Annotated in this window: 20 protein-coding genes; 3 read left to right on the top strand and 17 right to left on the bottom strand. The window is 62.9% G+C overall.

Annotated elements, in window-relative coordinates; genetic code table 11:
• Window positions 1-3: 3 nt before the first annotated feature.
• Window positions 4-2,103, top strand: a complete 2,100-nt coding sequence (locus ACN0VH_RS05490) for a TonB-dependent siderophore receptor (RefSeq protein ID WP_278921127.1) — start codon at window positions 4-6, stop codon at window positions 2,101-2,103.
• A 204-nt stretch (window positions 2,104-2,307) separates the two neighbouring features.
• Here the strand turns inward: ACN0VH_RS05490 and ACN0VH_RS05485 are convergent, their stop codons facing one another.
• The 17 genes from ACN0VH_RS05485 to ACN0VH_RS05405 all read right to left on the bottom strand — a co-directional run bounded on the left by ACN0VH_RS05485 (window position 2,308) and on the right by ACN0VH_RS05405 (window position 15,785).
• Window positions 2,308-3,159 (bottom strand): energy transducer TonB, encoded by an 852-nt coding sequence (locus tag ACN0VH_RS05485; protein WP_417699821.1) that lies wholly within the window; start codon window positions 3,157-3,159, stop codon window positions 2,308-2,310.
• Window positions 3,156-3,539 (bottom strand): ExbD/TolR family protein, encoded by a 384-nt coding sequence (locus tag ACN0VH_RS05480; RefSeq protein ID WP_417699819.1) that lies wholly within the window; start codon window positions 3,537-3,539, stop codon window positions 3,156-3,158. Before ACN0VH_RS05480 ends, ACN0VH_RS05485 begins: the two co-directional genes overlap by 4 nt.
• Before the next feature lie 8 nt (window positions 3,540-3,547).
• Window positions 3,548-3,925, bottom strand: a complete 378-nt coding sequence (locus tag ACN0VH_RS05475; protein WP_278921124.1) for an ExbD/TolR family protein — start codon at window positions 3,923-3,925, stop codon at window positions 3,548-3,550.
• 4 nt (window positions 3,926-3,929) lie between these two features.
• Window positions 3,930-4,934 carry a MotA/TolQ/ExbB proton channel family protein gene (locus ACN0VH_RS05470; RefSeq protein ID WP_417699817.1) on the bottom strand — a complete coding sequence of 335 codons (1,005 nt, stop codon included), beginning with the start codon at window positions 4,932-4,934 and terminating at the stop codon, window positions 3,930-3,932.
• A complete protein-coding gene (locus ACN0VH_RS05465) occupies window positions 4,931-6,031 on the bottom strand; it encodes a siderophore-interacting protein (RefSeq protein WP_417699815.1) in 1,101 nt (366 codons plus the stop codon). Before ACN0VH_RS05465 ends, ACN0VH_RS05470 begins: the two co-directional genes overlap by 4 nt.
• 9 nt (window positions 6,032-6,040) lie before the next feature.
• A complete protein-coding gene (locus ACN0VH_RS05460; RefSeq protein ID WP_417699813.1) occupies window positions 6,041-6,871 on the bottom strand; it encodes an ABC transporter ATP-binding protein in 831 nt (276 codons plus the stop codon).
• Entirely contained in the window at window positions 6,872-7,906 is a 1,035-nt protein-coding gene (locus ACN0VH_RS05455; protein WP_278921120.1) for a FecCD family ABC transporter permease, read from the bottom strand. It lies immediately after the preceding gene.
• Window positions 7,903-8,937, bottom strand: coding sequence for a FecCD family ABC transporter permease (locus ACN0VH_RS05450; protein ID WP_417699811.1), 1,035 nt, complete (start codon window positions 8,935-8,937; stop codon window positions 7,903-7,905). The genes ACN0VH_RS05455 and ACN0VH_RS05450 overlap by 4 nt, the downstream gene beginning before the upstream one ends.
• A 1-nt stretch (window position 8,938) precedes the next feature.
• The gene (locus tag ACN0VH_RS05445; RefSeq protein WP_313790313.1) at window positions 8,939-9,928 is read right to left on the bottom strand and encodes an ABC transporter substrate-binding protein; all 990 of its coding nucleotides are present in this window, start codon (window positions 9,926-9,928) and stop codon (window positions 8,939-8,941) included.
• A 267-nt stretch (window positions 9,929-10,195) separates the two neighbouring features.
• A complete protein-coding gene (gene ureG / locus ACN0VH_RS05440; protein ID WP_278921118.1) occupies window positions 10,196-10,819 on the bottom strand; it encodes an urease accessory protein UreG in 624 nt (207 codons plus the stop codon).
• Window positions 10,816-11,496: an urease accessory protein UreF gene (locus tag ACN0VH_RS05435; RefSeq protein WP_417699808.1), complete on the bottom strand. Its 681-nt coding sequence runs from the start codon at window positions 11,494-11,496 to the stop codon at window positions 10,816-10,818. The genes ureG and ACN0VH_RS05435 overlap by 4 nt, the downstream gene beginning before the upstream one ends.
• On the bottom strand, window positions 11,480-11,917 hold the full coding sequence (locus ACN0VH_RS05430; RefSeq protein ID WP_232400312.1) for an urease accessory protein UreE: 438 nt from the start codon (window positions 11,915-11,917) through the stop codon (window positions 11,480-11,482). The genes ACN0VH_RS05435 and ACN0VH_RS05430 overlap by 17 nt, the downstream gene beginning before the upstream one ends.
• Before the next feature lie 10 nt (window positions 11,918-11,927).
• Window positions 11,928-13,640 (bottom strand): urease subunit alpha, encoded by a 1,713-nt coding sequence (gene ureC, locus ACN0VH_RS05425; protein WP_417699806.1) that lies wholly within the window; start codon window positions 13,638-13,640, stop codon window positions 11,928-11,930.
• A gap of 110 nt (window positions 13,641-13,750) precedes the next feature.
• Window positions 13,751-14,056: an urease subunit beta gene (locus ACN0VH_RS05420; protein ID WP_417699804.1), complete on the bottom strand. Its 306-nt coding sequence runs from the start codon at window positions 14,054-14,056 to the stop codon at window positions 13,751-13,753.
• A gap of 13 nt (window positions 14,057-14,069) precedes the next feature.
• Window positions 14,070-14,657: a HupE/UreJ family protein gene (locus ACN0VH_RS05415; protein WP_417699802.1), complete on the bottom strand. Its 588-nt coding sequence runs from the start codon at window positions 14,655-14,657 to the stop codon at window positions 14,070-14,072.
• Between the two features lie 23 nt (window positions 14,658-14,680).
• Window positions 14,681-14,983, bottom strand: a complete 303-nt coding sequence (locus tag ACN0VH_RS05410; protein WP_278921113.1) for an urease subunit gamma — start codon at window positions 14,981-14,983, stop codon at window positions 14,681-14,683.
• Window position 14,984: 1 nt separating this feature from the next.
• A complete protein-coding gene (locus ACN0VH_RS05405; protein WP_490362982.1) occupies window positions 14,985-15,785 on the bottom strand; it encodes an urease accessory protein UreD in 801 nt (266 codons plus the stop codon).
• Window positions 15,786-16,226: 441 nt separating this feature from the next.
• On the opposite strand from ACN0VH_RS05405, the gene urtA reads away from it, so the two are divergent.
• Both urtA and urtB read left to right on the top strand, forming a co-directional pair.
• A complete protein-coding gene (gene urtA / locus ACN0VH_RS05400) occupies window positions 16,227-17,507 on the top strand; it encodes an urea ABC transporter substrate-binding protein (protein WP_417699799.1) in 1,281 nt (426 codons plus the stop codon).
• Between the two features lie 54 nt (window positions 17,508-17,561).
• A complete protein-coding gene (gene urtB / locus ACN0VH_RS05395; RefSeq protein WP_417699798.1) occupies window positions 17,562-19,529 on the top strand; it encodes an urea ABC transporter permease subunit UrtB in 1,968 nt (655 codons plus the stop codon).
• The last annotated feature ends 4 nt before the right edge of the window (window positions 19,530-19,533 follow it).

Here is a 19,533-nt window from a genome sequence, read left to right as displayed (position 1 = left end):
GACATGTTTTTGCACCGAACCACTGTATCACTCTGGGCTTTGATGGCGGCGACGCCGGCCATTTCCCAGGTTGTTGCCCTCGAAGAAATCCTTGTTTCCGGCGGTAGCGCCGATGCCTATTTTGGCGAGAGTGTCGCGCTGGACACTGGCACCACCTCCAAGACAGGTGATGCGATTGTCGAAACGCCGCGCTCTGTTGCGGTCATCACCGCCCAGCAGATCGCTGAACGTGGTGCGCAAAACGTCGAACAGGCGCTGCAGTATTCGGCCGGCGTTCTGGGTGGGCAGTGGGGTCAGGATGCCCGCGCCAATTGGTCCCTGCTGCGCGGCTTTAGGCCCAGCACGCTGCATGACGGGCTGCCGTCGCGCTATGGCAATTACAATGACACCAGCCCCGAACCATTCTTGCTGAACAGTGTTGAAGTGCTGAAAGGTCCGGCCTCGGGGCTTTATGGCAGCGGCTCGGTGGGTGGGGTGGTCAATACCACCTCTAAAACCGCCGCACAGGATAGCGACAACATGATCCAGCTGCAGGCCGGATCGAACAGCCGCGCCCAACTGGGGGTTGATGTCAGCGGTGATCTGAACGCCGACGGCACGCTGCGCTATCGCTTTGTCGGTTTGCTGCGCGACGCGGATGGTCCGGTGGATTTTTCAACCGATGATGCCCTGGCGCTTGCGCCCTCCATCACCTGGCGTCCCACTGATGATACCGAACTGACCGTGCTGGCCAACTACCAGAAAAACGATGGCAGCCCGCTGATCCAGTTTGCCTCTCTCTACGGCTCGCTGTTGCCTGCCACCGGCTTTGGCAATGGCACCTTCCTGGACAGCGACACCTTTGTTGGCGAACCGGGTTTTGATCTGTACAATTCTGAGCAGCGTTCTTTGACCGCGATGTTCAAGCACCGCTTCAACGCAACATGGAGCATGAACGCCAGCGCGCGCTACCTGGAAGGTGAAGCGCTGTATCAGCACGCCTGGTGGGCCTATGATAACACTGGAACTGGCCGCTACAATCCCGATGGCACCATCAACCGCACCTTTTACCGGGCCGAGAATGAGCTGAAAACCTGGGGGCTGGACAGCTATGCCACCGCTGAATACGCGCTGGGCGGGGTCGAGATGCGCACTATCATCGGCGCCAGCTATACCCAAGGCTATTATGATAGCGATACGGCGTACGGCGCGCAGGTTGGGCCGATTGATCCCTTCAACCCGTCCTACACTGGCTACAACCCGATCACCGTGACCGACACGGCAGGCAATACCATCACCGAATGGGGCCTTTATGTGCAGCAGCGTGCGGTGTTCCAGGACCGTCTGTTTGTGGATCTGGGGCTGCGGTATGGCGATATCGAAACCGGAACCAGCAATGGCAGTTTTGGGGCGACAACTGTGGCCGCCACAGACAGCGCCTGGACCGGAAACGCGGCGGTTCTGTACCGCTTTGACAATGGTCTGGCGCCCTATCTCAGCTATGCGGAAAGCTTCCGCCAGGATGCTATCGGCGCGGATGTCAACGGCAAACCCTTTGAACCAACCCGTGGCGAACAGGTCGAACTGGGCCTTAAATATCAACCTGTTGGCACCGATACCCTGCTGACGGCTGCGGTTTTTGATCTGACCAAATCCAACATGACAGTTGCGGATGCCGCCAATCCTAACTTCCAGGTGCAGACCGGAGAGGCCAAGGCAACGGGCTTTGAATTTGAAGCCTTCCACCGCTTTGGCGATCTGTCCGTGAACCTGGCCTATACCTATCTCGATACCGAAGACGCCGATGGTGATCATATCGCGCAGGTGCCTCAGAACGCTGCCTCGCTCTGGCTGAGCTATGCACCCGTTGATGGGGCCTTGGCAGGTTGGAGCCTGGGCGCAGGTGCGCGCTATAATGGGGCCGCCTGGGGGGGATCCAACACCTATCTGACCCCGTCCTATACGCTGTATGATGCCGCCGTTTCTTATGGGCGGGACAACTGGCTGGTGGCGTTGAATGTCCGTAACCTCACGGATGAGCGCTATGTCTCCACCTGCCAGTCGGGGGCCTGCTATTTTGGCGAAGGGCGCAATCTGGCCCTGACCCTGACCTCCAAGTTCTGATCAAACAAGCAGATGTCCTGCGGAGGCGGATATCGAAGCCTGCCTCCGCAACCCCGCAAACCTTATAACGACTTATCCCTGTGCCCATGATTGATGGGCGCAGGGCTTTTTGTTGCCTGGGAAGGTATCTGTTTAGAGTAGCGCGCCCAGATCTGCGCAGCGCCGAAGCATAGGATCCGTCTCTCACAATCCCCAAGCGGGGGGCTATTTGCTAAAGCTTATCGGCAGGGAAAACTTGGCGTGACCACCGCCCAGTTGCTTTGGCATCTTGGGAAACTTGCCCGCCCGGCTGACCGCTTTCAGCGCCGCCCGGTCAAACGCGGCAGAGCCTGAGGATTTGACGACGCGCACATTGACCAGCGCGCCGCTGGCCGCAACGGTGATCTGAACAACTACCCGGCCATCGCCACGCCCATCCGAGGGGTAGCGCTTGCGCCGTTCAATACGAGAGCGGATCTTGGCCCCCCAAACGGCCCTCAGCTTTGCCTGCCGCCCGGCGGATAGTGTTGCTGTTTCACTGCTACCAGAAACCCCGGACTGCGCCCCGCCACCAGCCCCGGCTGCGCGCTGGGCAGCGCGATATTCCACCGTCTGATCCGAAATCGTGGCCTCGGTCTGTTTGGGCGGCGGCGTGGGCGCTGGTTTTGGCCTGGGCTTCGGCCTGTGTTCAGGTTCAGGCGGGGGGGCCAGTTCCGGCTCGGGTGGCGGCGGGGGTGTTGACAGATCAACCTGTATCTCGGTGGCGCTGCCAGGTTGGGGCAGGGCCATCTGCACCGCTACCTGCGGCGCCTCTGCCAGTTGAAATTCGGGCATTTCCGGCGCCTCTGGTGGCGTATCGGGGGTGACGAGATCTGCACTGGTCGCCGGAGGCCGTGGCGGGCGTTCCCAGGCTTCCACCATCTCGGCAACCGTGGCATTTGCAGCAGTGAGAGAGACCATGGCCTCGCCACCAGCACCGCTGGACTGGACGCCCGACTGCGGTGCCGTGGCAAAGAGGCTGACATGGATCAGGGCGGCAAGCCCGGCAAAGACGGTGACTTCGGCGCTGCGTTTCATTGGGGCGTCACCACCAGTTCAGCCCGGCCAAGCCCGGCGGCGGCCAGTTGGCGCAGAATGCCCGCCAGCGCCTTGGCCTCTAGTTTGGCATCGGCGCGCAGCAACACAACCGGGGCCTTGCCGCCAATCTGCGACAGGCGCACCAGCGCGGCCTCTCCTTCGCTGCCGTCAAAATGCATGCGCCCCGCAGCGTCGATATACAGCACCGGATCAGCCTCCGCTTCGGCTTCCAGCGCAGCACTGGGGGGCACGATCTCAAACGGGTCGGGCTGCGCCAGGCGCGATGTCATCAGAAAAAAGATCAGCAGCAGAAACACCACATTGATCATCGGTACGATGGATTCTGCGCGTGGCCGACGGGGGGGCGATGAAAAATCCATCTGCGTCCTTACTCTACCAAGACGACATTGCTGTAGCCGGCGGCGCGCAGCAGGGTCGTGATATCAATGATGCGCTGCACATCGGCAGCATCGCGACCGCGCAGGATCACCAGATCTTCGGGTTTGGCCATCAAGGGCGCCAGGGCTTCGCCCAGATGGGTTTCCGCAATGGGCACACCGTTGAGATCCAGGTTGTTGGCGCCGATACCCACCAGCCGAGGCGGACCACTATAGGTACCGCCTCTGCCCGCCAAAGGCAGCTCCAGTACGGCTTCTGTGCCAAAGCGCGAGGCCAGCATGAAGAAGACCAGCAGCAAAAAGACCACGTCGATCATCGGTGTCAGGCTTGGCTTGCGTCGGCGCCTTGGGGGATCGCTGAACTGCATCTGCTCACTCTGCCGCGGTCTTCAGCTCTGGCGGGTTTTGGGCGATGAACAGGCGGGTGGCGCTGTCTTCAATGTCCTGGCGGATGCGGGTCAGTACAGCCTCAAACCAGGTCAGCGCAGCCGAGGCGGGGATCGCCACCGCCATGCCGGCAGCCGTGGTCAAAAGCGCCTCCCAGATCCCGCCGGCCAGCAGCGCCGGATCGGCCTTGGACCCGGCCTGCTGCAGGGCCTGAAAGGCGGCGATCATGCCCAGAACCGTTCCCAGCAGACCAAGCAGCGGCGCGATGGTGGCAATCAGTTCCAACGCGCCAAGCCCGGTGGCCGCCTGGGCCAGATGCTTTTTGGCCACCCGCGCGACCTCTTCTCGGGCGCGTGCTTCGGGGCGTTGCTGCAGGGCGATCAATCCGGCGCTGACCACTTTGGAACGAATGCCCATGCGGCCCTTGACGATGGCCAGTGCCGCGTCGGGCTGGCCTGCCTCATAGGCGGCAAGGGCCTGTCTTGCCTTGCCCCTGGACCAGGCCCCAATGAGCACCAAGCGCCAGATCTTCCACAGGATCAGGGCAAGGGTAATCACCGAGAGCGCCGCAATCGCCCAGATGGAGGGGCCGCCATCACGCAGGAATTTCAGCGCTTTGTCAGAGCTTGCCTTGGCCAGTTGCACAAATGCCTGATCCTGGCCCAAGGGGGAGGTGTCGGGGGCGTTTGCAGCTGTCGCACCCGGCAGGGGGGCGCCCTGCGGGACAGGTGGTGCGGTGGTCGGGCTGGCGGGCGGTGCTTCTGAGACGGCCGTGGAACCTGGTGGCACGGCGACCGATGCGACCGGGGCGTCAGCCGCAGCTGTTGGGGCCGGTGGTGCCAGGCCCGCGCCGGTGCTGTCGACACTGGGCGCTGTCATGACGGGGGTCGGACTGGTGGCTGCGGGGGCAGGCTGCTGGGAGTCTTGCGCAGTGGCCAGGGTGCCCAGTGCAACTAGGCAGATGCAGGGCAGGGGAATATAGCGGGTCATGGCTGGCTCCAGTAGGCGGCGATATAGGTGGTTCCGGGGGCTGGGTCGCTCGCCTTGATGGCGGTACGTACCGGGGTGACGGTGCTTTTTTCACCGGCAAACCAGAAGAAGTGGTCGGGCAGGGCGGTGCGGGCCGTCAGGGCGCGTTCGGCAATGTCCCCGGCTTCGGACCGGGTCAGCCAGGTCACCTCTACCCCTTTGGGGGCCGCGATCGGATAGCCGCAGGCCGCGCCCTGCTCGGCCACAAGGGTGATTTGCCCCTGGCTGTCTGCAGAAAGGTTTTCCAGAATGCGCGCCGCTGCAGGAAAAGCGGTTTCATCGGCAAACAGTACAATTTTGTTGCTCTGCACCAACCCGCCGCCGCCGGGGCCTGCGATGGCCAGTTGATCGCCAACCGCTGCAGCGCGCACCCAATTGGTGGCGCGCCCGCCCGCGTGCAAAAAGATGTCAAACGCCATCAGCCCGGCTGCCCGGTCGATCCAGCGGGTGGTATAGACCGGGCGATGCAGCGCCTTGTCCCCCTTTGGCCAGAGGGTCGCACCACTGGCGGAAACGCTTGGCCATTCTGGCGCGCTGCAACCTTCCGGTGGCAGGACCAGCCGGAAGTGTATCGCATCGTCCTGAAAGCTGCTGAGGTCATCGGCTTTCACCTGCACCCTCAGGAAGGCTGTGCCGATGGGGGTGATGGATTGGACAGTAGTGAAATGCAGGTTTGGCGGCAGTTGGGGCTGCGGCGGTTGCCCCGGCTGGCGGGGCGCCGACACCTCTGTCTGCGAGGGGCTGGCGCTCTGTGTCCAGCGAAGGCTTTCAGCGGCTTCTGGCAGCAGCTGTGCCAACGTATCGCAGAACCCATCCTTCAGCATGAACAATCGATCCGGCAGGGCGGCAGTAATGGTCACGACAGTGCCACTGCCGCGCGCCGCCAAGCGGTACTGGCCAAAGGCGGTGACCTCGATGCTGACCGCGCTGTCGCTGTCCTCCAGGATCTTAAGTTCATGCGCCTGTGCCTGCTGCAGCATGACCGCACGCAGCTGGGAAAAACCAACATCACAGAGCTCGGCTCTGGCCTCTAGGGGGAAAGCTGTGGATATCGACATGCTGCGGTCCTATTCTGGAATGACATGGGGGGTGGCGTGCACCGGGTCGGAAATGATCTGGCATTTCAGGCCAAAGACCTCGGCCATGTTTTCGCGGGTTACCACCTGCTCTGGTCGGCCCTTGGCAAAGACCTCTCCGGAGCGCAGGGCGATCATGTGGCTGGCAAAGCGGGCCGCCAGATTGATGTCATGCAGCACCATCGCCACGGTCTGCCCGCTGTCCTGGTTCAGCGATTGCACCAGGGTCAGCAGTTCGATCTGATGTGGCAGATCCAGATAGGTCGTTGGCTCGTCCAGCAGCAGGATATCGGTCTCTTGTGCCAAGGCCATGGCAATCCAGGCGCGCTGGCGTTGGCCACCAGACAGGGCTTCCAGGCTGCGTTGGGCAAGGGGGGCCATGCCGGTGCGTTCAAGCGCCTGCTCTACGGCGCGGGCGTCCTGGCGCGACCACTGCTGCAGGGCGGATTGATGCGGGGTGCGGCCACGGCTGACCAGATCATGCACCGTCAGGCCTTCAGGCGCGGTGGGGGATTGTGGCAAGATCGCCAGCCGCTGCGCCACTCCCCGGCTGCGCTGGTGGTGAATACTCTTGCCATCCAGCAGAACCTGCCCGCCCGAGAGCCGCTGCAGCCGCGCCAGAGAGCGCAGCAGGGTGGATTTTCCACAGGCATTTGGCCCGACAATCACGGTGATTTCCCCATCGGGAATGTCGAGCGTCAGATCGCTGAGGATGGAGGCCTGTGCATAGGCGACCGACAGCGTCCGGGCGCGCAGGCGTGCATCCTGGGGCGCATCCTGGCGGGTCGGTTGGTCGGCGGACAGGCTGGCAGGCTGGGTCATTCAGAGTTTTCCTTTGCGAAGCTGGGTGACAAGCAGCCAGATCATCACCGGGCCGCCAATCAAGGCGGTGAAGACGCCGGCGGGCAGGTGAAGGGTCACGATCATGCGGGCAGCCGTATCTGCGGCCAGCACCAGCAGGGCGCCAATCGCAGCCGCGCCCAGCAGGGCAGGCTGGCCATTGCGTAGCAGGGCGCGGGCAATCGGGCCGGCGGCAAAGGCCACAAAGGGCAGCGGCCCGGCGCTGCAGACTGCCAGGGTCGCCAGGACAATGCCCAGGGCGGTGATAGTCAGTCGCAGTTGTGACAGCCGCAGCCCCAGCCCGCCGGCCAGATCCTCTGGCAGCCCCAGGCGCGCCAGCGGGAAATGCAGCCAGACAAGCATCGGTGACAGCAGCGCAAGCCCGGCCCAGACCAGGGTGACATCCTGCCAGTCGCGGGCGTTCAGGGTGCCGATCAGCCATTTGGTCATATCGGCGGCGGTGCGCGCATCCGTGCGGCTCAGCAACAGGTCGGACAGGGCGGCAAGGGCAAAGCCCACGCCCAGCCCGATCAGCACCAGCCGCTCAGCCTGCAGCCCGTTGCGCCAGGCCAGCCCGGTCACCAGTACTGCGGTGCAAAAGGCCCCCAGCAGCGCCCCCAGCAATATCGTGCCCCCGGTTGCTGCGCTGCCTGCGGCAATGATCGCCACCAGGGCACCACAGCTGGCACCAGCGTTGAAACCAATCACATCCGGCGAGGCCAGCGGGTTGCGCAACATGGTCTGGAACATGGCGCCGGACAGGCCAAAACAGGCTCCGGCGCCAAGCGCGGTCAGAATGCGGGGCAGGCGGTGATCCAGCAGGATCATCTGTTCGATATCGCTGCCAGCGCCGCCCAGGATTGCCCCCCAGGTTCCCGGTGCCAGCGGATAGCTGCCAAGGCGCAGCGCCAGCAGCGCTCCGGCTGCGATCATCAGTGCCAGTGCAAGCGCAATCGCACTGCCCCGCGCAGACAGGCGGAGCGATACAAAGGGCAGGCGCAGGGTCCAGTGGGTCATCGCAGGCCCCTCTCGTTGCGGCGCAACAACCAGACAAAGGCGGGGCCGCCAATCAGGGCTACCATGACGCCAGCCTGCATATTGCCGCCAAAGAAAGGCAGGCGTCCGACAAGATCCGCAAGCATCACAAGACCAGCCCCCAGCAGGGCGGAAAACAGGGTGCACCAGCGCATATCCGCGCCAGCAAAGCGCCGCGCCATATGCGGCACCACAAGGCCGACAAAGGCAATCGGCCCGGCCATGGAAACCGTGGCGGCACAGAGACACAGGATAGCCGCCACCGTCAGGGTTCGGGTGCCGCCGGTGCGCAGCCCCAGCCCGCGGGCGGTGTCTTCGCCCAGGATCATCGCGTTCAGATGAAAGGCGCTGACCAGCGCCAACGCCGCGCCAAGGCCAAAGATGGGGAGCAGGGCAAAAATGCTCTGCATCTCGATACCGTCCAGCCCGCCCAGAACCCAGAACCGATAGACATCCAGACTGCGCTGGCTGACCAGCAGCAGGCTGCGCCCCAAGGCGAGGAACAGCGCGCCAAGTGCCGCCCCGGCCAGGATCAGGCGCAGGTTGGACCCGCGTTGCCCACCGCCAAGCAGAAAGACCAGAATGGTGCTCAGCAGCCCGCCCGCCATGGCTACCCAGACAAATGCGGCAGGGTCAGAGATGCCCAACAGAAAGATACACAGGATCACGCCCAGAGCCGCGCCGACGTTGATGCCCAGCAAGCCGGGATCGGCCAGCGGATTGCGGGTCAACCCCTGGATCAGCACCCCCGAGGTCGCCAGTGCCGCCCCAGCCAGCCAGGCCGCCAGCAGCCGTGGCAGCCGCATTTTCTGAATGACGATGTGATCCGCGTTCTCTGGCGAATAGGCCACAAAAGAGTCCCAGATTTCGCTCCAGCCAATCGGGCGCAGCCCCAGCCGCAACGACAGGCCAGACAGGAGCGCCAGGCCCACCAGCGCCAGCAGCAGCCAGAGATGCCGGTCCGGGATGCGCCTGCGCTGTGGCCGCGAGGTGGTGGTTGTGATCAGGGTCATGTTAGCGCGCCTTTGGCAAGAGATCAGCGGCGGCCATGCTGGGCACCGGCGTGGCAGGATCGCCGTCCATCGCCGCCTCGATCAGCGGCACCAGCCGATCAAGCGCATAGCCGAGGCTGAGCGGGCTTGAATGGGACAGCGCTGCCGAAAGCAGCAGGTCGGCGTAAATTTCGCGCCCTTCGGCATAGGCCTGCAGGGTCGGGCGCAGCGGCATGCGCTGCAACCGGCTGACAGAACCGCCTGCGTCCAGCCAGATCAGTGCATCCACATCAATCGGTGACAGGTCTTCTGCCGGGATCAGGGCGTAATAGCTGTTTAGCGCGGCGCTGGTGTTGATGACCTCTGGCACCTTGAAGCCGAGGGCTTCGATGAATTGCCCGCGAATGTCACGGGCGGTATAGGCCCCTGTTTGCCCGCCCCAGACCATGACGGCGCTAGCGCCCTGCCAGGTGGGATGGCTGGCGCGCAGCGTGTCAAAGCGGCTTTCCAGATCGGCAATGATCTGCTGCGCCAGCTGGTGTTTACCGGTGGCCCGCCCAAGAACACGCAGCATCTCTTGCCAGGGGGTGCCATAGGCGCCGTACTTGTCCTGCGCCGGGATGGTGGGGGCTATGCGTGACAGCAGTCGGTATTCGGCCTGCGTCATGCCGGACCATTGGCCGACGATCAGATCGGGGGCCATGGCGGCGATGGATTCGATGTCGATTTCGCCCTGCATGACGATGGGTTTTGCCGTGCCCAGGGCCGCTTGCGCCCAGGGCCAAACCCCATAGGGATAGGCGCCGAACCACTTGCGTAGCGCATAGGGTGGCTCTCCCAGCGCTAGCAGAAAGTCATGACCGATATAGCTCAGAGAGACGATGCGGCGCGGCTTGGCCGGGATCAGGCTGCTGCCATATTGGTGATCGATTGTAACCGGGAAAGCAGCTGTCTCTGCAGCGGCCCTGCCTGACAGCAAGAGCAGCAGGACCAGCGCTACCTGTGCCGTCACCAGCAGTGGCCCGGCCAGTCGGCCCGTATGGGACCGGAACCAGGGCCTGCACCATACGGATATTAGCTGTCCCCAAGAGGGAGAGACACGTAAAACCAGACTCTTCGCCACCATATTGCTCCACTGCACTGTCGCAGGCAGAGACCTGAACAGGGCTTAAAGATATGGCTGGGCAAAGAGAGGAGGGAGCTCTCTGAAACCTTGCTGGAATTCAATGTGAAGGACCCATATTTATCCCTACCAGTTTTGTCAACAATAGGGTGGGCGCTAATCTGTGCTGGGCAGGCCACCGATTTCACGGATCCGGTTCCAGATCTGATCAACCCCGGTCCGGGCCTTGAGATTGGTGAAATAGCTGGGCAGGTCCGGCCGCATCCGGGCGGCATCGCGCGCCATGACATCCAGGCTGGCCCCGACATGGGGCGCCAGGTCTGTTTTGTTGATGACCAGAATATCTGACCGGGTCACGGCCGGCCCGCCCTTGCGGGGGATTTCCTCGCCGGCGGCCACGTCAATCACATAGATTGTCAGGTCTGCCAGCTCGGGGCTGAAGGTGGCAGACAGATTGTCGCCGCCGCTTTCGATCAGCACGATTTCAACCTCGGGGTGGCGGCTGACCATTTCCGCCACGGCCGCCAGATTGATCGAGGCATCTTCGCGGATGGCCGTGTGGGGGCAGCCACCCGTTTCAACCCCGATGATCCGATCCGAGGGCAGTACCTGCATGCGCACCAGTGCTTCGGCGTCTTCCTGGGTGTAGATGTCATTGGTGATGACCCCTATCGAATGACGCCCGCGCAGGGTTTCGGCCAGGGCGGCGGTCAGCGTGGTCTTGCCGGCACCAACCGGTCCACCGATGCCAATACGAAGGGGGCCATTGGGGCTCATCATGTGCGAAAAATCCTTGAACGTTGGGTTTCATGTTTCATTGCGGCAATATCGCCAAGAAAGGCGGTGGCCGACAGTCGCGTCAGATCACCATCCGCGCTCTGTGCCGCGATTTCGGGCAGACGCAGAGCGAGCCTGTGCAAGATCTCTTGACCTGCTGTCTGGCCAACCGGCAACAGCCGCTGGCCAGCGGCGATCAGATTGGACACAAAGGCCTGCAGATACATCGACAGGGTCAAGTCCAGTGGCAGGGCCTCGGCGGCGGCCGCCGCCCCCAGCGCAACCGGATAGGTCAGCCCAGTCGGGTTGGTCGGGCCAGGCAGGTTGGTCAGCTCGCCCCCCCAGATCGCCTGGGTTACCCTGGAAAAACTGCCACCCTGCTGGCAGGTTTCAAACAGGCGCTCTTTGCTGGCGGCAAAGGCGCAGGCGGTGGTGTCTGTTTCAATCAGGGTCTCGCGCGTTTCGGCGTGCCAGGCGGCGGCCAGCAACAGCGCATCCGCGCGCCCGGCACCATGTTCCAGCAGGTCCTCAAGCCAGTCTTGCAGATCTCTGCCATCGCGGACCCAGCCTTGATCCACTGCCGCTTCCAGCCCATGGCTATAGGCAAAGGCCCCAACCGGATAGGCGGGGCTGAGCCATTGGCTCAGCAGCAGGATCTGGGCATTAGTGGCTGTGGCCATGGGTGCGTCCGTGCCCATAGGCACCGCCTTCGGGGCAAAAGGGGGCTTCTACCTCATGCAGGTCGGCCCCAAGTTTCTGCAACATATCGCGCAGCACATGGTCGCGCTGGATCAGCAGGCGGGTGTCTTCGATCTGGCAGGGGGTGTGGCGGTTGCCGATGTGCCAGGCCAGCCGCACCAGATCGCCGGTGACCTCTAGCAGGGCCTCGCTGGCGGGGACCACCGCGACCAGCCGCCCATCCGACAATTTGAAGGCATCGCCCCCCGAGACTGAGGTGGTCTGCGCCAGATCCACCAGGAACTGGGCACCGCTGGTGGTGGTCAGCACCTTGCGGCGCAGGAAGCGGGCGTCATAGGTCAGCGTGACCTCATCGTCGCTGTGATGACTGTGCAGAATTTCGCGGGCAGTTGGCAGTTCCATGCGGGTCTCCTCAGAACAGGAAATAGCGTTGCGCCATGGGCAGAACCTCGGCGGGCTGACAGGTGAGCAGCTCTCCATCGGCGCGCACCTCATAGGTTTCGGGATTCACCTCCATCGCCGGGGTGGCGGTGTTCAGGCGCAGATCTTTCTTGCCGATGTTGCGGGTATTTTGCACCGCCAGGGTCTGTTTGGCCAATCCTAGCCTCGCGCCGATGCCAGCGGCCTGCGCCGCCTCAGACACAAAGGTGACGGCAGAGTTTTCCACCGCCCGGCCAAAGGCACCGAACATGGGGCGGGAATAGACTGGCTGTGGCGTCGGGATTGACGCGTTGGGGTCACCCATCTGTGCCATCACGATAGAGCCCCCCAGCAGCACCATTTCCGGTTTGACGCCAAAAAACGCCGGATCCCACAGCACCAGATCAGCGCGCTTGCCTTCGGTGATGCTGCCGATTTCATGGGATATCCCATGGGCAATCGCCGGGTTGATGGTATATTTGGCAATATAGCGCCGCACCCGGTAATTGTCGTTGTTGCCGGTTTCCTCGGCCAGCCGTCCGCGCTGTTTCTTCATCTTGTCGGCGGTTTGCCAGGTGCGGATCAGCACTTCGCCCACCCGGCCCATGGCCTGGCTGTCGCTGGCGATGATGCTGAATGCGCCCATGTCGTGCAGGATGTCCTCGGCGGCGATGGTTTCGCGGCGGATGCGGCTTTCGGCAAAGGCGACGTCTTCGGGAATGGATTTGTCCAGGTGGTGGCAGACCATCAGCATATCCAGATGTTCTTCCAGCGTGTTCACGGTGAAGGGCCGCGTCGGGTTGGTCGAAGAGGGCAGCACATGCTCCTCGCCGCAGATCTTGATGATGTCCGGCGCGTGGCCACCGCCGGCGCCCTCGGTGTGGAAGGCATGGATGGTGCGGCCCTTGATGGCGCCCAGGGTATGTTCGACAAAGCCGCTTTCATTCAGGGTGTCTGTATGGATCATCACCTGCACATCCATGGCGTCTGCCACCGACAGGCAGCAGTCGATGGCGGCCGGGGTTGAGCCCCAATCTTCATGCAGTTTCAAAGCGCAGGCGCCGCCCAGAACCTGCTCTTCCAGGGCGGCAGGCAGTGATGCGTTGCCCTTGCCGGCAAAGGCCAGGTTCATCGGAAACGCATCCGCCGCCTGCAACATGCGGCCAATGTGCCAGGCACCGGGGGTGCAGGTGGTGGCCAAAGTCCCATGGGCTGGCCCGGTGCCTCCGCCCAGCATGGTGGTCAGGCCGGAATGCAGCGCGTCTTCGATCTGCTGCGGGCAGATGAAATGGATATGGCTGTCAAATCCCCCTGCGGTCAGGATGCGCCCCTCGCCGGCGATCACCTCGGTGCCGGGGCCAACAATGACATCAACGCCGGGCTGGGTATCAGGGTTGCCTGCCTTGCCGATCTTGGTAATGCGCCCGTTCCGCAGACCCACATCGGCCTTATAGATGCCAGAGTGATCGACAATCAGCGCATTGGTGACCACCGTGTCCACGGCGCCAGCGGCGCGGGTGGCCTGCGATTGCCCCATGCCGTCGCGGATCACCTTGCCGCCGCCGAATTTGACCTCTTCGCCATAGGGACCGGTGAGGTCACGCTCCACCTCGATGATCAGATCGGTATCGGCCAGCCGCAGCTTGTCGCCGGTGGTGGGGCCATACATGGCGGCATAATCGGCGCGGGAAATTTTTGCGGGCATCAGCTGTCTCCGATGGCATGTGTCAATTACGGGAGCCTTCTTTCGGGGCCGCAGCCCCGGATCGCGCCCGACCCGCCCCCCAGGGCGGGCGCGATCCTCAGCGGATCCGTCTAGAGATCCCCCATCACCTGCCCATTAAAGCCATAAACCTTGCGCGCGCCGTTGATCGGGATCAGCTGCACTTCGCGGCGCTGGCCGGGCTCAAACCGCACGGCGGTGCCGGCCGCGATATCCAGGCGGCAGCCATGTGCGGCGGTGCGGTCGAAGTCCAGCGCCGGGTTGGTCTCGGCGAAATGATAGTGGCTGCCGACCTGCACCGGGCGGTCGCCGGTATTGGCGACCATCAGCGTCACCGCCTCGGCGCCCTCGTTCAGCACCAATTCGCCTGCGGCAGGGATGATTTCTCCGGGGATCATGGCTTTTTCCTCCTTAGCTAGCGATTATCAGCGCGGAGCCGGCAAGCGCGACCAGCCCACCCAGCGCACGGGTGACGAAGGGAGCGCGCTGCGCGATACCGAGGCCGCCCAAAACACCCGCCGCATGCAACAGCGTAGTCGCAAGCGCAAAGCCTGCCAGATAAGGCAGTGCCTCAGCGCTCCCGAGTTCCGCGCCGTGCGCATGGCCATGGAACAGGCCGAACAGTGCGGTCAGACCGGCGGCAGTCATCAACGGCAGGTGCAGCGCCAGGGCGCAAAGCCCGCCCAGAACCAGCACCGAGGCCAGAATCATCGGCTCCACGAATGGCAGGCCAACACCCGCCATCGCCAGCAGGAAGCCCGCCGCCATCGCCCCGACAAAGGCAACCGGCAGCGCTGCCAAGGCGCGACGATCATTAGACCGGCCAGCCATGGTCACCGCCCACAGCCCAACGGCGACCATGGCAAGGATATGGTCTGCGCCAAACACCGGGTGGCTCACCCCCGCAACAAAGGAGCCATGCTCGGTTGGATCCAAATGGGCCAGCGCAGGACCAGCGGTGAGGGTAAGGGCAGGGGCGAGAGCGAGCAGTCGTTTCATCTTGGGCGTCTCCAGATAGGACATTAGCGAATGGGGTTATGCACGGTCACCAGCTTGGTGCCGTCGGGAAAGGTGGCTTCGACCTGGACGTCATGGATCATCTCGGCGATGCCCTCCATGCACTGGTCGCGGCTGATGACCTCGGCGCCGGCCTCCATCATGTCAGCGACGGAACGGCCATCGCGGGCGCCCTCCACCACGGCATCGGTGATCAGGGCGATGGCCTCGGGATGGTTCAGCTTGACGCCGCGCGCCAGACGGCGGCGGGCCACTTCGGCGGCCATGGCGATCAGCAGTTTGTCTTTTTCTCGGGGGGTTAGGTTCATGTCAGATCATCCAGCATCGGGGAAGGGTGCCCTGTGTCAGGCGGTTCAAAACAGGGATCAGGCTCAGGCGCAGATCATGGGCGTCAGCGGCAAGAATGCGCAGCAGCAACAGATCATCTCCAATCACCGAAGCACCGGCCTGTACGGGCAGCATGGCGCGCAGCGGGGCCAACTGGCCGCCGGCATCCGGGGCCACATAGATCACGGAGACCAGCGCGCGCGCCCCTGCCGCCACATGCGGGCGGTCCAGTTGCGCCTGCATGTCACCGTCAAAGCGCATGGCATCGCGGTAGAGCTCGGTGCCATTGCGGCGCAGCATAATGCGGTCATGAAAGCGCCCCTGCGTCACCACTTCGCCCATGGCCAGGCGGCCAAAGACCAGCGGCTCCACCAGCAGGGCGGTGGCATCCGGGGCGAGATCCACATCAAGCCGACGCGACAGGGCGCAGCCTTGGAACAGAATGGTTTCCTGCGGCAGCCAGTTTACATGGCCACCTGCGGCAACAGTCAGTTTGGTCTGCAACCGCCCGACTTCACCGGGCTGGGCGCGATAGGCGCGCTCGGCCGTCTGTGTGGTGAGGGTCAGGGCGGCATTGGCACCGACCGCGGCGTTGATACGCATATCGTCGCCGCCAGTGATGCCGCCGGCTGTGTTGATCAGCACCGCCTCTAGCGTTGTGGTCTTGGGGCGCGGAAACAGGCACCTGAACGAGCCGGACTGGCGCAGCCCCTGCAGCGCCGTGCCCCGTGCCGTCAGTTTCGCAGACAGGCTGACCGTCCCGCGTGCGCGGGGCTGGCCCAGGTGAACCGGCTGGGCAGTTTGCTGCGATATGTCGGCAGTCAGGGTGATGCCGGTCTCCTCATGGGCAAAGTGGTGGGTTGCAATTCAGGTGCCACTTTTTTCGGCAGTTCCGGCCTGAGGCTCTACAAAAACCTGCAAAAAACAGGCCGGGAAAATCCAACTGCCTATTTTTTGGGTCTTGGGTGGGATGGATGCGCAAGTTTTGATCAATTCTGAGCATGGCATCGGGTTTCTCTGCCCTGTGCGTTGCTTCAAATGCCGCAATGCAGAAGCACTATAGAGGCCCGAGGCGAGTGGATGCTCTGGATTGGGTGTGTGACGACCAGACGAATTGCAGCTCTGAACGGCCGCCACACGGGTGCAACAAAGGTTGCGGGGACTGGGTACGGAAAGATGCGCATTGACGCAAGCACCCCCGACCCCCTCCGCCGGGAGATATACATGATTGATCTAAAAACCACATTGGCAGCCACTGCTGCTGTCGCCGCCCTGAGCGCACCGGCATTCGCCGATGACTGTTCCATCAAGGTTGGCGTCCTGCATTCGCTATCCGGGACCATGGCGATTTCCGAGACCACGCTGAAAGACACCATGTTGATGCTGATCGACCAGCAGAACGCCGCCGGTGGTGTTCTGGGCTGTGAGCTGGAAGCGGTTGTTGTCGATCCGGCCTCTGACTGGCCGCTGTTTGCCGAAAAGGCGCGTGAATTGCTGACCGTACATGATGTCGATGTGATCTTTGGCAACTGGACCAGCGTCAGCCGCAAATCGGTGCTGCCGGTGATCGAAGAGCTGAACGGCCTGCTGTTCTACCCGGTGCAATATGAGGGCGAAGAAAGCTCCAAGAACGTGTTCTACACCGGTGCGGCCCCCAACCAGCAGGCAATCCCGGCGACAGATTACTTTCTCGAAGAGCTGGGCGTTGAAAAATTCGCGCTGCTCGGCACCGATTATGTCTATCCCCGCACCACCAACAACATCCTGGAAAGCTACCTGCAGTCCAAGGGCATCGCGGGCGAAGATATCTTTGTGAACTACACCCCCTTTGGTCACTCTGACTGGTCCAAGATCGTGGCAGATGTTGTTGCGCTGGCGGCAGATGGCAAAAAGGTTGGGGTGATTTCCACCATCAATGGCGATGCCAACATCGGTTTCTACAAAGAGCTGGCCGCAGCGGGCATTTCGGCCGATGACATCCCCGTGGTTGCCTTCTCGGTGGGCGAAGAAGAGCTGTCGGGTCTGGATACCTCCAACCTGGTGGGCCACCTGGCGGCCTGGAACTACTTCCAGTCGGCTGAAAGCGAGGTCAACACCGCCTTTATTGACGCCTGGAAAACCACCATGGGCGATGAGCGCGTCACCAACGACCCGATGGAGGCCCATTACATCGGCTTCAACATGTGGGTGAACGCGGTGGAAGCGGCAAAAACGGCTGATGTGGATGCGGTGCGCAGCGCCATGTATGGCCAGGAGTTCCCCAACCTGACCGGCGGCACCGCCGTGATGCTGCCCAACCACCACCTGGCCAAGCCGGTGCTGATTGGCGAAATTCAGGAAGACGGCCAGTTTGACATCATCAGCCAGACCACCGAAGTCCCCGGCGACGCCTGGACTGACTTCCTGCCCGAAAGTGCGGTCTTGATGTCCGATTGGAAAGACATTGGCTGCGGCATGTACAACACCGAAACCAAATCCTGCGTTCAGCTGAACTCCAATTACTGATCGTAACAGTCCCGCAGGGCCGTGTCTCTGCGGGACATTGAAGGCACCAGCATCATGAGAACTACCCTTTTGGCGGGCCTTATGGTCCTTCTGTCCAGCCTTGCTGCCCTTGCTCAACAGGTGCCTGAACCAGCCCCGGTGCAAAGCATCCTGCAAGAGCAAAGCGCGCTGATCCAGAAAAGCTCACGCAAGACAATTGCCCCGGCCATCGCCGCCCTGGCCGAGAGCGGCTTGCCCCAGGCCCAGGCCGTGCTGGAGGCCTGGCAGGTCAAGGCCCTGTGGATGCGCATATCTGACGGGATGTTCTTTCGCGGCGAAAAGCTGGAAGGCCAAACCTATCGCCTGTTTGATTTTGATACCGGGCAGGCGGTTGGTGATCTGGCCAAATCGGACCTGAAGCAGATCAAACCCAACAGCGGCATTCGGGCGTTGATCGCCACCGCGCTGGTGCAGTTTCAGCTATCCGACCCGGACCCTGCCCGCCGCGAGGAGGCGCTGCTGGCGATTGAACGCGCCCCCGCTGGTGCGCTGCTGGCGCCGCTGCGCGCCTCGATCCCGGGCGAGACAGATCCGGTGCTGAAGGTGCGAAAGATGCGCATCGAGCAGCTGCTGACCATCGCCCATGGCACGGATGAGGCCCGCCGCGTTGCCACTATTCAATCCCTCTCCGGGGATCTGGGGCTGGACGTCCGGGCGACGCTCAACCCGCTGGTTTCGACCCAGCTGCGGGCCTTTGCAGGCGAGATCCCGGCGGGTTTGAACGTCGCGCGCAGGGTGGCGCCGGGGGCGGGCGCGCTGTCGCCGGATGCGGCCTATGACCTCCTGGTTGCGGCCAAACTGGCCCCGGTGCGGCTCTCCAGCGATGAGATCCGCACGACGTTGGCTGCCCATATCGAAGGTGGCCGGGTCGGAGGTGTTCCGCTGGCGCAGCTAAACAAGGAAGACGCCCGTACACGCGCTTATGCTGCGCTGGTCGAGGCCGGACAGGCCCGGGCGCGGGTCAGCGCTGAGCAAATTACCCAGAGCCTGAACGCGCATGTGTTTGCCGAAATCTACGATGAACCCTCGGCGGTCATGACCCGTGCTGCGCAGGCGGCGCTCACATCCATTGCCACCCAGGTGGCCGTTGGTCAGGCGGTAGATCTGACCCTGGATGCGCTGTCGCTGGCCTCGATCTATTTCCTCGCCGCCATTGGCCTGGCCATCACCTTTGGGGTGATGGGGGTGATCAATATGGCGCATGGCGAATTCATCATGATGGGGGCCTATACCGGCTATGTGGTGCAGCAGGTGATCCCCAACCACACGGTGTCGATCCTGGTGGCGGTGCCGCTGGCCTTTGCGGTGACCTTTGCCGCCGGAGTGGCGATGGAGCGGCTGGTCATTCGCTGGCTGTATAACCGCCCGCTTGAGACCCTGCTGGCCACCTTTGGCATCTCGATTGCGCTGCAACAGCTGGCCAAGAACATCTTTGGCACCCAGGCGCGTCCGCTGACCGCGCCGGGCTGGCTGGATGGCGCCTGGATCATCAACGATGTGGTCTCGATCAGCTATATTCGCATCGCGATCTTCATGCTGGCGCTGATCTTTCTGGGCGTGTTCCTGTACATCATGCGCCGCACCCGGCTGGGGCTGGAAACCCGTGCGGTGACGCAGAACCGGGCCATGGCCGGGTCCATGGGGATCAACCCGGAGCGGGTGAATATGCTGACCTTTGGTCTGGGGTCTGGCATCGCGGGGATTGCCGGCGTTGCCATCGGGCTGTTTGCCAAGGTCACCTCAGAGCTTGGCTCTGACTACATCGTCCAGAGCTTCATGACCGTGGTTGTCGGTGGGGTTGGCAATATCTGGGGCACCCTGGCAGGGGCCACCATGATTGGCTTTTTCCAAAAGGGCGTCGAGTGGCTGAACCCGTCGAACACCCTGGCGGCGCAGACCTATATGATCGTCTTTATCATCGTCTTCATTCAATTTCGCCCACGAGGGATCATCGCCCTCAAAGGCCGGGCGGCAGGAGACTGAACCC

It is taken from the genome of Pseudophaeobacter sp., assembly GCF_048267565.1.
GTDB lineage: Bacteria > Pseudomonadota > Alphaproteobacteria > Rhodobacterales > Rhodobacteraceae > Pseudophaeobacter > Pseudophaeobacter profundi.
The sequence above is the reverse complement of the archived record's forward strand: the minus strand, read 5'-3'. Positions and strand labels throughout refer to the sequence as shown.